At 64.1% G+C, this 12,880-nt stretch carries 9 protein-coding genes; 2 read left to right on the forward strand and 7 right to left on the reverse strand.

The features are described from left to right. Window positions 1–4: 4 nt before the first annotated feature. From B8446_RS06590 to B8446_RS06620, 7 genes are all read right to left on the reverse strand, one after another. A complete protein-coding gene (locus B8446_RS06590; RefSeq protein WP_048848507.1) occupies window positions 5–475 on the reverse strand; it encodes a hypothetical protein in 471 nt (156 codons plus the stop codon). Window positions 476–505: 30 nt separating this feature from the next. After that, window positions 506–1,318: a transglutaminase-like domain-containing protein gene (locus B8446_RS06595; protein ID WP_048848509.1), complete on the reverse strand. Its 813-nt coding sequence runs from the start codon at window positions 1,316–1,318 to the stop codon at window positions 506–508. Between the two features lie 19 nt (window positions 1,319–1,337). Then, window positions 1,338–2,273 carry a transglutaminase family protein gene (locus B8446_RS06600; protein ID WP_048848512.1) on the reverse strand — a complete coding sequence of 312 codons (936 nt, stop codon included), beginning with the start codon at window positions 2,271–2,273 and terminating at the stop codon, window positions 1,338–1,340. A 99-nt stretch (window positions 2,274–2,372) separates the two neighbouring features. Continuing rightward, window positions 2,373–3,266 carry an aldose 1-epimerase family protein gene (locus B8446_RS06605; RefSeq protein ID WP_048848514.1) on the reverse strand — a complete coding sequence of 298 codons (894 nt, stop codon included), beginning with the start codon at window positions 3,264–3,266 and terminating at the stop codon, window positions 2,373–2,375. Window positions 3,267–4,093: 827 nt separating this feature from the next. After that, window positions 4,094–6,253 carry a Hint domain-containing protein gene (locus tag B8446_RS06610; protein WP_048848515.1) on the reverse strand — a complete coding sequence of 720 codons (2,160 nt, stop codon included), beginning with the start codon at window positions 6,251–6,253 and terminating at the stop codon, window positions 4,094–4,096. 258 nt (window positions 6,254–6,511) lie between these two features. Further along, complete coding sequence (locus B8446_RS06615; RefSeq protein WP_048848518.1) at window positions 6,512–9,043, reverse strand: mechanosensitive ion channel family protein; 2,532 nt, start codon at window positions 9,041–9,043, stop codon at window positions 6,512–6,514. A gap of 226 nt (window positions 9,044–9,269) precedes the next feature. Then, window positions 9,270–10,184 (reverse strand): LysR substrate-binding domain-containing protein, encoded by a 915-nt coding sequence (locus B8446_RS06620; protein WP_048848520.1) that lies wholly within the window; start codon window positions 10,182–10,184, stop codon window positions 9,270–9,272. 353 nt (window positions 10,185–10,537) lie between these two features. Between B8446_RS06620 and B8446_RS06625 the strand changes: the two genes are divergently transcribed. Further along, window positions 10,538–11,281 carry a (Fe-S)-binding protein gene (locus B8446_RS06625; protein WP_048848521.1) on the forward strand — a complete coding sequence of 248 codons (744 nt, stop codon included), beginning with the start codon at window positions 10,538–10,540 and terminating at the stop codon, window positions 11,279–11,281. Further along, the gene (locus B8446_RS06630) at window positions 11,278–12,789 is read left to right on the forward strand and encodes a lactate utilization protein B (protein ID WP_084712136.1); all 1,512 of its coding nucleotides are present in this window, start codon (window positions 11,278–11,280) and stop codon (window positions 12,787–12,789) included. Before B8446_RS06625 ends, B8446_RS06630 begins: the two co-directional genes overlap by 4 nt. The last annotated feature ends 91 nt before the right edge of the window (window positions 12,790–12,880 follow it).

The following is a 12,880-nucleotide window of genomic DNA, read 5'->3' on the forward strand; positions in this document are numbered from 1 at the left end:
CGGATCAGGCGCGCCCGTAGCCGAAAGTCCCCGGTTTGCGGGCCGCCAGACGCTGGGCCAGACCGAACGCGGTCAGGTCCGGCCCGGTGACGTGCCCTGCCCCGTCGATAGCGGCGGGTATCAGCATCCTGTTGGGCAGCATCACATAGCGTCGGCCATCGAAGGGCCCCTCGATCAGGTCGATCTCCTGCCACGACGGGGATCTGCACGTCATGCGCACAACCCAGCGCCCCCCACCGTAGTCCGACCGGTTGAACATCATCGGGCCCGGCCAGTATTGCTGCGTGTGCATGCGATACCCGCCCGAGACCGCATTCGGCAGACCGTCGAGCACGAGTTCGGTAGCCTTTGTGCCGCCGGGCACGGGCAGGCTCTGGTAGCCATACCAGTCACCGAAAACCGGGCCGGTCGGATCCGCGCATCCGGCAAGGAATGTCGCGCCGATCAGGCAAAATGCGAAGCGCTGGCCCGCCATGATGGTCTCGTGTTCAGCCGCGAGGCGGCATCAGTCTGAAGGCAGTTCGTAGGTCGTCACGTCGAACTTGCTCAGGATGGCCTGCCCGAATGCGGTCGAGATCGCGACATCCGTCGCATCCCGGCCCCGGGCCATGAGGATGCGTCCGATACGGGGCCGGTTGTGCCGCGCATCGAACGTATACCACTGACCGCCGAGATAGACATCGAACCAGGCGGAGAAATCCATCGGATCGTCGACCGGCGGCACGCCGATGTCGCCCAGATATCCGGTGCAGTACCGGGCCGGGATGTTCATGCAGCGGCACAGGGTGACGGCGAGGTGGGCGAAGTCCCGACAGACGCCGATTCGCTCGTCATTGCCTTCGAACGCTGTCCGGGTGGGCCGCGCATGCGCATAGGAAAACCGGATGCGCTCGTGGGCATAATCGACGATCGCCTGCACGCGCGCCCAGCCCGGTTCGATGTCGCCGAACAATGCCCAAGCCATGTCGGACAGTCGGTCTGTCTCGCAGTAACGGCTGCCGAGGAGAAACACGAGCACCTCGTCCGGCAGGTCCTCGACCGGCATCTGCCGCGCATCGGGCGCGTGCAGGTCCGGCAGGCCCGTGTCGGCCACCACGAAATCCGCACGCACACGCAGGCCGCCGGCCGGAGCGGTCACGCGGGTGCATACGTTGCCGAACCCGTCATGATACTGGTGATACGGAACGGGCGGATCGAAGACCATGGTCTGCGGCTCGCGCAGGTCGGCTTCACGCGAGGGATGAACGCTCAGCATCAGCAGGAGCGGCGTCGGATGCTCCGTTGCGAATCCGATATCGTAGCCCGCCCTGATCAGCATCTATGTCCGCTCCCCTTTATCAGCCTGCACAAGCTTGTCGTTCCGCAAACGGCACGACCGTCGATTGCGACGCAGGTGTCATGCCCGGTGTCATGTCCTCGACCCGGACCGACACGTCCATGCCGAGACTGTCGGACGGGAACCCGGTCCATGTGCCGGCAAGCGGCACGGCCTGTCGCCAGTCCCGCACGCATGCCACGCGGATCAGGTCGCGCGAGCCGACAATCGCGTTGGTCGGATCGAAATCGACCCAGCCAAGTCCCGGGAGAAACACCTCAAGCCATGCGTGAGTTGCGCCCGCACCGACCCGTTGCGGTCCGACACTGGGCGTATGCAGGTAACCGGTGACGAATCGTGCGGCGAGGCCCAGCGAACGGACGGCTTCCATCATCAGCACGGCATAGTCACGGCACGTGCCGGTTCGCAGCGCGAGCGTGCGCGCAGGGTCCTGGACACCTTCCTCGAACCGGGCGCGATAGGTGAAATCATCGCGGATCGCATTCGTCATCGCGCGCAGCATGTCGAGCGTCGGGGTCGCCGTGCCGTTCAGAAACCGCCTTGCCCAGCGACCGACCACATGGCCCGGATCGGGCGCATGAGGCTCACGCGCGCGTGCCAGATCCGCCGTGTCGTCCGCATCATAGGCGAACGGCCAGCTTGCCGCGTAGTCAGCCAGAGACCCGGCGTCCGGGTCGGACGGATGGTGGTCGACGCGGAGGCGGTTGACGACGCGCAGTTCCCGCGCGCGGGCCGAGATGGAAATCAGCGTCACGAGGTTGCCGAACGCGTCCTGAACCGACGTCACCCGGTCCGGATCGGGCGAAATCTCGACGGACCAGTCGATCAGGCGCTGGTCGGCTGCATCCCGAGGACGGCCCATCAGGCGGTGTTCACCGAACCCGACCGGCCGACGATAGCGATATGTGGTGGTGTGCTCGACGGCATAGACCGGCATGGGCGTTCTGCGACCTCTGCTGACGTGCGGCAGGGGTGCGGAGCCCGCCTGCCGCCAGCATGGTATGGTTTCGGCGACGAACGCAACCGCAACCGTCGCCTATCTGCCCGAAAGTGGCCGCACGCTCCATTGCGCATGCCAGCTCTCACCGGGCGCCAGATGCAGAAGTCCCGGTTTCTCGCTGAAATCGCCGGCAAAACCCTCAGGCGTCGCATAGCCCTGCCACGGTTCGATACACAGGAAATCCGCGCCGGGCTTCATCCAGACGCCCAGGCTCGTGAACCCGTTCCACGACACCTCGATTCCCGCGTCATCCGGTGTCACGAACCGCACTTGCCGGCTGTGCGGCTTTTCGAAGATTAATGCGTCATTGGCGAACAGGCTGTCATGCAGCGCAAGCGTGTCGCCCGAAACCGGCGTTGCGACTCCTTTAGGCTGCAGAAGGCCGCCCGCAACCTGCCGGATGGCCTCGGGCTCCGGCTTTTCGAACACGAGACGATGCGCGTCTTTCGGCACGCCGTTCACCTGCGGCCAGGCAAAAGCCGGATGCACGCCCAGGCTCGCATGCAACGTGGCCGCCGGGTCGGGATTGCGCAGGGTGTACCGGGCATGCAGGACGTCGCCCTCGATCTCGTAGGCGAGGATAAGCGAGAACGCCTGCGGAAACAGCGCCCGCGTCTGGACGTCATCGGTCAGTTCAAGCGTGCAGCCCGTTTCCGATCGTTCTTGCCACGCAAAACGCAGATCACGCGCAAAGCCGTGCTGCGGCAGATGCACCTCATGACCGGCAAGCGTCGAGCGATCGTCCGGAAGCTTGCCTATGATCGGAAACAGCACGGGCGAATGTCGGGGCCAGGGCTGCGTCCCGGCCCAGAGCAGGGCGCGCGCGGCACCCTCCGTATCCGATGTCGTCAGCCCCTGCAGTTCCGCGCCATCAGCCGCGACGACTGCGTGCAAGGTGCCGGTGCCGAATTCATGCCGATCGTCTGACATCGCTGGATCTCCCTGGAAAATGACGCATGGTGTCACACGCCTGTCCGCGTCCTTGCGCAATGCGCATTTGCGTGAGGAGACGATCCGGAACAACGCTCGCTGACCATCGCGACGACATGGTGCTCCAGGCCGCCACGATACCGAAAAAGGAAGGCCGGCGTCGTCGCTGTCGGCTGTCAGGCAGGGGAACGCAGGCGGTGCGGTGCCGTCATGCGCAAATTCTGCTGGTATTCGGCAAGCCGGAGCGACGTCCGTTGCCGTCTTGAATCTCAATCTGCGCGTTGCGGTCAGGACATTGCGGCATGGCGCGTACCGCGGGTCAGGCTGCTGGCGCAATGCGGAAGGGGGCAGCTGCGATCACGCCCGCCCGGTTGTTTACGACATGTGCGGTCAGGTCTTTTGATCATGCAGGTGGTCGGGACGAAATCCGGGAGTGCGGGTGAATGCTTCCGTCGCCCGCCAATCGCCCGCCTTGCGCGCTTTGACCGCCATCCTGCGGACGTATTTTCGAAATCGATTTGACGGGCTTTGCCGCGTCACTGCGACATCAGATGTTCGTCGCCATTCATCGATCGTGCATGTCGTGGGCCGCGGGATGGAAGTGAAGAGCGCCCTCCGTGCAAATGGTCGTTTTTGACTGGCCTTTGCATAGCGCCAGCCAGGACCATCAGATCCGACTGCGGCATCGGTCGGCTTGAAATACGCCCTGCCCTCAGGCGACGCCGAATTATTGGCGTAATTTCGCGCACGCTCGCCGGAAAGCGGCGTCTTGTGCGGCGGTCATCTGCAAGGAGGGGCCGCCGCGGATACGGCGGCCCCTTTGTGCGTCAGGCGCTGAGCGCAACGTCCTCGACGCGATCGCAGCGATACGGGCCCGCTGCCACGATCTGCACGCCCAGCAATCCGATCGAGTGCGGTGCGCGGGCACCGAGATCAAGCTGCGCATGTCCGGCGGTCCACCGCATCGGCACGGCCTCGCGGCCTGCCCAGCCGGAGATGGCGTCCGTATCCAGATGGGCCGAGACAGCACGGGTTTCGCCGCTGTCCCACAGGGTGACTCGGCCGACCAGAACGCCCAGCGTGCGCCGATCGTCTACGAACGGACCGATGGCGGCAGCCGGCTGGTCCGCACGCGATGCGAGCCACACGCGGGTGACACCGGCCGGGAGACGGAACAGCACGACATCGTCTGCGCGACGCAGTGCCGAAATGGTACGACCGTCTTCCGTCACGAGATGCAAATCGGCATCATCGGTCGTTTCCACCATTGCGCGCTTGTCGGCAAAACCGGCAGCCTTCGCACGCGCCTCGATCGCGCGATAAAGCGGCTCGACGACGTCACGGCCGGTGGTCAGCGGAACCGCCGCATCTGCCGCCCAGGTTTTCACCGGACCGATGCGCCGCGCAAGCGAGCCCTGCGCCGCAAACGCCGCACGCCGTCCCAACGCGTCGCCGGTATCGAGGAACGTCTCGCTCCAGAGGTTCTCCGACAGGACGATCGCATGCTTACCGGTTTCGACATGATGGACCGTGTAGGTCGCCTGCGTCTCGTCCAAGAAGATGGAGCGGCCGTTGACCAGCATGCGCGCAGGAATGAACCCGCCATCATGGAAAATGCAGTGCTCCGGCGTCACGAACAGGTCACGCGACGGCACGCCATCGGCCAGCGCATTGGCGCGGATGCAGACCGGATGCCCATGCCGGGCAGCGCTGATCACCTGCGCTCCCGCCCAGACGAGCTCCGCTGCAACCGGCGTTCCATCATTGCCCCGCGTCATGACCAGATCACCGGCAGCGAGCGTTTCGACGGCGCGCAGGCCGTCCGGCGTGGCAATGGCCGTGCCGGGCAGGAAGCAATGCGCCGTGTCGCTCCCGTCCGTTGCATTCGTGCCGGCGCCGATGATCGTGCGGCCGGTCGATGCATCGTCCGTGATCGTGAAGCTGTTGGCCTGATACTGGCCGGACAGCGTGAAATTGTAGGACACGCCGGCATAGGTCAGCGTCAGCGTGCCTTCGTTCGTCGCCGTCTGAACCCAGGTCACGGCCGACGGGCCGCCATTGTCGCCATCCTGAACGGCGATCGTGTTCCCTGCGCCGAAACCCTGGATCACGACGTTGGGCAGCACGTTGCCCCCGGCGCCGCCGGCCACGATCAGGCCTGACGGGCTGCTGTCGGTCGCGGCTCCATGAAACACGATCAGGCTGCCGGCAGCGGCCGATGCGCCGGACTGCAATGCCAGCAGCCCACCGGACATCAGATCGACGTCGTTGATCACGCCGCCCGACTGGACGACCATGGTGCCGCCGCAGTCTATCTGGGTGTGAATGGCAAGACCGCCCGACTGGACGGCCATCGCGGCACCGTTCGAAACGACGGTGTAGAACGCGGATCCGCTGTTCTCGATCGTCGCGGACGTATCCGACATCAGTGTCGCGTTGTATGACGTGCCTGCGACATTCAGAGAGCCGCCGGACACCACGTCGGTCTGGCGCGCGATGCCGCCGTGTTCGACCGAAACAATCGTCGGCACCTTGCCGATATAGGACGCGCCGTTGGTCGGCCAGGACACATCCTGCCCGTTCTCGATGTGGAAAACGACGACCGATCCCGGTGCGACGACGGCGCCCGGATCCAGTGTCAGCGTCGCACCCGAGACCAGATCGATGTCATTGATCGTGCCGCCGCTTGCAATTTCCAGCGTGCCGCCCGAGGCGATCGTCTCGTGCGTGGCGCTGCCGCCGGCCTGCACCAGAAGAGAGCCCGCACTCTGGATCGACGCATAATAGGACGAACCACCCGCCGCGACCGTCTCGCTACCGCCTGACATCAGGGTCGTGTTGTAATCGGCACCGCTCACGACAAGACTGCCGCCCGAATAGATATCGGTCTGCGAAATCACGGCACCCGACAGAACAGTCATCGTATTGCCGGACGTAATAGCGCCGCCGGAGATGGCCTGGCCGCTGGATACAGTCGTGTCGGTCATGTCGCCTCGTGATGCGCTGCAGACTCCGCAAGGCGAGGCCGGGACGAAACTGGTACGTCTCAACTTCCGGGCGCCAACGGAACGACCGCAGCATTTAAGGCATCACGTAAAACAAGGCGGTTAATTAAGCGTTAAGCGTCAAATTTTATTTGATCGTTCGTTGTTCGAACGTGAATTTCGTCAATTCTTCGGTAAAGCAGCATATGAAATACTATTGAATCGCCTCCACTCGCTCTCGAGTGGAGGCGGTAAGCTCCGTTACGACGATACCGAATCGTCGTGACGGACTTCCGGTCGCGGATTCACCAGCGCATCCAGGCCCGCGATCTCAAGCGTTCTGGTCGGGAACGGAATGACGATTCCGCGCGCCTCGAACATCTTCTTCATGCGGCGATTGAACTGGCGCTGTACGGGCCAGCGGCCCTGCGTCGTGGTCGGAAGCGTGCCGCGCACCGTGACCGAGCTGTCGTTGAAGGCATCCACGCCCCAGAGGATGAAGTCCGCAATGATCAGGTCCTTGAAATCCGGATCGGCGCGCATGTCCGCCGTCACGTCGATCAGGGCCTTCACCACGTCGTCGGTGTCGGTGTCGTACGCCACCTCGGCCACGATGATCGCACGGGCGAAATCCCGATTGTAGTTGGTGATCTGGCCAAGGGAGCTGAACGGGAAGATGTTCATCGACCCATCATTCGCGCGCACATGCACCGTACGAAGCGACAGATGCTCGACGATGCCATAGGTGCCGTTCAGTGTGACAGCATCGCCGACCGTAAGTGCGTTTTCCAGCAGCAGGAAGATGCCGTTGATGAAGTCCTGCACCAGCTTCTGCGATCCGAAACCGAGTGCCACGCCGAAGATGGACGCGCCCGCCAGCAGCGGCCCAATGTTGACGCCGATCTCGCTGAGCGCCGTCAGCCCGATGATGGCCACCAGCACCACAAGGAGGATCGTGCGCAGCATGGGCAGCAGCGTGCGGACCCGCGCGACCCGTGCCTTGCCGTCCTCGAAGGATTCGAGGGATGCGATATGCCGCTCCACGCCGATATTGGCGATCTCCCAGACGATCGCACCGATCGCCATCGCGATCAGGATCGTCAGCAGTGATCCCAGCACGCGGCTGCCCAGGCCATGGGCACCGAACAGGGCCGCGAACGGCACGCCCCAGGCGATGGCAAGCCCCAGCACGATCATCAGCGCCACGGCAATCCGCAGGATCTGGCGCAGAGCCGGGTAGTAGCGTGCAACCCGTCCGCGCGTCTCCTCGCTCAGCCCGACGAAGGCCGGGACGGCGCGGAATCCGCGTTCGAGACCGCCGAACAGCGCGACACTGATGATCCGCACGATCACGAGTGCCGCGATGCTGCGCACGAACAGAAGCCAGATTTCGGCATAGCCGTTGCGCACTTCGGCCGCCCAGACGAGCCACAGACCGAAATCGAGTGCCAACGCCGCAATCCACCAGATCCGGCCGACCGCAATCGCAATGCCCGATGCATAGCGGCGATGTGCCAGCCTGCGGCAGAACGCCATCACATGCGTGCGGCTGCTGAGGATCATCAATGCGATCATCCCATGGACAAGCAGTGCCAGCATCTTGAGCAGCGCGATCACGACCGGATCGGGCAGACCGCAGTCGGACAGCATGACTACGACGGCGGCCCCGATCGATGTCACCATCGCCAGGGCGCGGATCCAGTCGAACAGGAACACGGACACCGCATCATGGATGATGACAAGCCGCAGCCACGGGCGCTTCGGCGCCAACACCGCCCGCGCGACGGCAACGAGCCCGCCGCCTGCGACCGCGACCAGTGTCAGGTCGCGCAGGACATCACTGCTCGCGTCCAGATCGGTCTGGTCGAATGCGCCGATCACGGCGGCGGCCAGCGGCACCATGGCGACCGGCAGGAGATCGAGCAGCAGGGATGCAAGCGCGATCGGGATCCTGCGGATCACCCGCATCAGTCGCGCCAGTGCGCCCTGATGCTGGATCCGCGATACACGCTCGTCTTCCGCCTTCTGGTGCGCCGCCTTCTGCTCGTCGGGGTTTTCCGCAGGCGCAGGTGCAGCTTCGGGTCGCGGTGCCTGAAGTCCGGTTGCAGGATCGGGCGTGCCTGCATGCGCCTCGGCGGCGTCCGCCGCTTCTTCCTCGGCCGAGGCTGCGGCGTCCGCATCGGCGGCATCTTCCGCCGCGCGCTGATCCGTATGCTCCTCGACCCGGTCCTGGGCATCACGCGCCTGCGCCCGATCGGAAAGATGACGGCGCGGGCGGATCAGCAGCAGACGCACGACCACGAAAAGGACGGCGCCGACGCCGGCCAGCACGGCCGCGCGAAGGACAACGGCCAACACGGCATCGCGGCGCCCGGGGGACGTCCGGATGCTGCGCACCCATGGGCCGACTTCACGGAAATCCACGACGGTCCGCAGAATCGCATGCGTCTCCGCACCGATTGCATGGTTGAGGTCGCCAAAGCCGCCCAGAATCTGCGCGCCCAGACTGTTGCTGCGCACGGCATGCGCTGCGACATGCGTGGGAGATGAGTCAGTCGCGGCCGTGGTGGCCGGAGCACTTCCCTGGGCCTGAGCGAAATTGCGCAGCGTCGTTTCGAACTGCTGGCGCCTTGCCGGGTCGTCCAGCACGCCCAGAAGCTGTTGGGCCTGTGCCTGCGACAGATGAGGATTTGCGGGTGTCGTGGCGGCATGGGACGGGGTTGCAGCAGGCTCGGCCAGTGCATCATGGCCGCCAAACACCAGGGCCAGAAAGACGAGCATACCTGCCAGCATGGGGCCGGAAGGCGGATACAAACGACGTGTCAATCTGGCGGCGGCATCTGCCCGCATGAAACTGATCCTTGATAGGCTGTGGTGCGCGCGGGGGAAAAGCACCCCCGTTCGCGTCCGACATTCATGGTTCTGGATGAGGCATGACTTGCCGCGTGCGCACGGCCTGTCAATGCGCGCCGGTGCCAAGGGCTGTCCCTGGCACCTCATATGACGCGGCGCGGTCGCCCTACAGGGCAGCCGGATCGCCCGCACCGATGCGACCAGCGGCCTCGCGCAGGAGCGCTTCGAAATGCTGCGCCGGAAGCGAGGGCGCTTCGTCGCGCGCCGCGATCGCAAGCGTTGCGCGCGGCGCCGGCCCGATGATGGCGTGATAGGTGACGCCGCCTGCATGGATCTGATCGAGACAGGAGGGCACGACGGAGATACCCAGGCCCGCGGCCACCAGCGAGACTGTTGCCGCGATCTGCGGCGCCGACTGCCCGAACCGTGGCACGAAGCCTGCCCGCTGACAGGCCGCGATGATCGCGTCATAGAAGCCCGGGCCGAGCACGCGTTCGAAAATGATGAACGGCTCGTCCGCGACAGCACTCAGTCGCAAGCCCTTGCCTGAAGCACGGGGATGATCGCTGGGCAGGGCGATGACCGTCGGCTCGTCCAGCAGATGGCGCACGACGATGTCCGGATCGGGCGCAGGCGGCCGCACGACCGCGATGTCGATCCGGCGTTCGCGCAGCGCCTCGCACAAGGCGGGCGTGTTGCTCTCTTCCATCGTGATGACGATCTCGGGCCACCGTTCGCGAAAGGCCCGGATCGCGCGGGGCACGAGCGGCAGCATGGACACCGCGCCAGCCAGGCCGATCCGCAACCGCCCCTGCTCGCCTCGGGCCAGGCCGCGTGCAAGGGACGCCATCTGCCGTTCCATCTCGAGCATCACGCGCGCCTGCTCGATCAGGAGCGCGCCGGCCTCGGTCGGGACGGCCCCCTGGCGGGACCGCGTGAACAGGATGAGCCCCAGCTCCCGCTCCAGCGCCTTGATCTGCTGGCTCAGCGGCGGCTGTTCCGTGTGGAGCATCTCGGCGGCTCGCGTGAAACTGCCGCAGTCGGCAATGGCGACCAGATATCGCAGACGTCGAAGGTCCATGAACCATATCCGTTTTGTATGGAAGATCGGCAAAATGATATTGGACGCAACCGTCGCCGAGGTCCACGGTGCGTCCGATTATGCCGGGTGAGAGAGGTCGAACGCATGCGCATGACGGAGAACGACACCATCGACCGGTCTGTCTTCCTGCGCCCCATCTCAGCCACCTGCCGGGGTGCCATCGCAGTAAACCAGCAAGACGAATCTCGCCATCACATGAGGCAGGCTGGCCGCATTTCCGCAGGTCGCGAATCGGGTCAGCGGCAGCATTCCGGCCCATGGCCGTTAAGGACAAGCCCGCAGACCGCTGGGACGATCCGGCACACGACAGCAGGTCGCAGGAGCGAGAGAATATGAAGGTTGGTCTGTTTGTACCCTGCTACGTGGACATGTTTCATCCACAGACCGGCATCGCGACCCTCGAACTTCTGGAACGCCTGGGACTTTCGGTCGAATACCCGCTCGAGCAGACATGTTGTGGTCAGCCGATGACCAATACCGGCTGCAGCCGGGAGGCGGCCGACACGGAAGCCCTGTTCGTCCGGAATTTCGCAAAATACGACGTCATCGTCACGCCTTCGGGCAGCTGCACCAATCAGGTGCGCAACAACCTCACCGCCATCGAACAGACCGAAGCCGTCCGCCACGTCCGGACGCATACCTATGAACTCGTCGAGTTTCTGCATGACGTGCTGAAGGTCGAGAGTTTTCCCTGGGCCGCGTTCCCGCACAAGGTCGCCTTGCACAACAACTGCAACACGCTGCGCAACCTGCGTATCGCCAGCATGTCGGAGCGTCGGGAAACACCGTTTTCCAAACCCCGCGCACTTCTTGAAAAGGTCCGGGGGATCGAGTTCGTCGAACTTGCGCGACCAGACGAGTGCTGCGGGTTCGGCGGCACGTTTTCCGTCTTCGAGGAAGGTGTGTCGTCGAAAATGGGTGCGGACAAGGTCCGGGACCAGCTTCGATCGGGCGCCGATTACGTCACCTCATCCGACAGTTCATGCATGATGCATCAGGAAGGGTGCGCGCGGCGCATGAACGCGAACATGAAATACATCCACATTGCCGAAATCCTGAACGGAGCGGCCGCATGAGCATCGACCTGCATGAGACGCTCAAGGACCCGTCACGTCCATCGCAGCCGCAACACAGCGAGGCCTCGTCACAGCCCCTGAAATCCGGCTCCCGCGAGCCGCAGCCACGGGGCGCCAAAGTACACGGCAATCGTCCGGTCGATCAGTCGGAAGCCGCGAACCGCTTCATGGCGGCGACCGAGCATGAAGCGATGCACGATGCCCGCCTGTGGGACCTGCGGCAGAAGCGCGACCGCGCGATCCACGGGATCGAGGAATGGGAAACGCTGCGCGCGCTGGCCTCATCGATCAAGGAGCACACGCTCTCGCAGCTCGACCATTATCTGGAGATGTTCGAGAAAAATGCCCGCGCCAACGGCATTCATGTCCATTGGGCAAAAGATGCGACGCAGCATAACGAAATCATTCTCGGCATTCTCCGGGATCGCCATGTCGACCGGCTCATAAAAAGCAAGTCGATGCTGACGGAAGAATGCGGCTTTCGCGACTTCATGGCGAAGGAAGGCGTCGAGGTCATCGAAACCGACCTGGGCGAACGTATCCAGCAGCTCGATGACGAGGCACCGAGCCACGTCGTTGTCCCCGCCGTTCACAAGCTGCGGACGGATGTGGCGGCTGTCTTTTCCAAAACGCTCGGATCGGACCCGGACAAGGCCGATGCCCATTACCTGACGGAATATCAGCGCGAAGCGACCCGCCCCCTGATCCTGTCCGCGGGCGCAGGGCTGACGGGTGCCAATTTTGTCGTTGCGGAGACAGGAACGTTCGTGACCTGCACGAACGAGGGCAACGCCGATCTGTCCGCAAACACTCCGCCCCTGCATATCGCCTCGATCGGGATCGAGAAACTGATCCCGGGGCTCGACGATCTCGCGATCTTCATCCGCCTGCTGTCACGCAGCGCGCTCGGATCGCCGATCACGCAGTATACGTCCCATTTCCGCGGCCCACGCGAAGGCGGCGAAATGCACGTCGTCCTGGTGGACAACGGCAGGACCGAGCGTCTGGGCATGGAGAAATTCTGGCCCGGACTGAAATGCATCCGCTGCGGCGCATGCATGAACACGTGTCCGGTCTTCCGACGCAGCGGCGGGCTGAGCTACGGCGCGACCTATGCAGGCCCGATCGGACTGATCATCGATCCCACCTACAATCGTCACAAATATCGCAACCTGCCGTATTCATCCACCCTGAATGGCAGCTGCACCAATGTCTGCCCGGTGAAGATCAACATTCATGAGCAGATCGCCGACTGGCGCCAGAGGCTGGCCGGAGAAGGTGAAATTCCTCTGGTCAAGAAGGGCATGATGCAGGCGGCGGGCCGGCTTCTGGCATCGCCGAAGCTGTACCGGGCCAGCCTGCCGCTTGGCAAAAGCGCCCTGCGTCATCTGCCGCATTTCCTTGTCTACAACCGGCTGAACACGTGGGGGCGACATCGGGATATTCCTGAAGTCCCGAAACAGACGTTTCACGACTGGTACAAGGCGAACCGGGGCCCGAAATCATGAGCGCGCGCGATCAGATCTTCTCGGCCATTCGCGCCAATCGTCTGGAAGGCGATTTCCCACGACCGCCCGTTCCGCTGTTCGATGACGCGGC

This window comes from Tanticharoenia sakaeratensis NBRC 103193 (assembly GCF_000963885.1).
GTDB classification, from domain to species: domain Bacteria; phylum Pseudomonadota; class Alphaproteobacteria; order Acetobacterales; family Acetobacteraceae; genus Tanticharoenia; species Tanticharoenia sakaeratensis.

Bases quoted from the DNA above. Each gene is read 5' to 3' on its own strand.
- B8446_RS06625 (WP_048848521.1), top strand. From the start codon at position 10,538: ATGAAGGTTGGTCTGTTTGTACCCTGCTACGTGGACATGTTTCATCCA.
- B8446_RS06615 (WP_048848518.1), bottom strand. From the start codon at position 9,043: ATGCTGGCAGGTATGCTCGTCTTTCTGGCCCTGGTGTTTGGCGGCCAT.
- B8446_RS06630 (WP_084712136.1), top strand. From the start codon at position 11,278: ATGAGCATCGACCTGCATGAGACGCTCAAGGACCCGTCACGTCCATCG.
- B8446_RS06610 (WP_048848515.1), bottom strand. From the start codon at position 6,253: ATGACCGACACGACTGTATCCAGCGGCCAGGCCATCTCCGGCGGCGCT.
- B8446_RS06620 (WP_048848520.1), bottom strand. From the start codon at position 10,184: ATGGACCTTCGACGTCTGCGATATCTGGTCGCCATTGCCGACTGCGGC.
- B8446_RS06590 (WP_048848507.1), bottom strand. From the start codon at position 475: ATGGCGGGCCAGCGCTTCGCATTTTGCCTGATCGGCGCGACATTCCTT.
- B8446_RS06595 (WP_048848509.1), bottom strand. From the start codon at position 1,318: ATGCTGATCAGGGCGGGCTACGATATCGGATTCGCAACGGAGCATCCG.
- B8446_RS06605 (WP_048848514.1), bottom strand. From the start codon at position 3,266: ATGTCAGACGATCGGCATGAATTCGGCACCGGCACCTTGCACGCAGTC.
- B8446_RS06600 (WP_048848512.1), bottom strand. From the start codon at position 2,273: ATGCCGGTCTATGCCGTCGAGCACACCACCACATATCGCTATCGTCGG.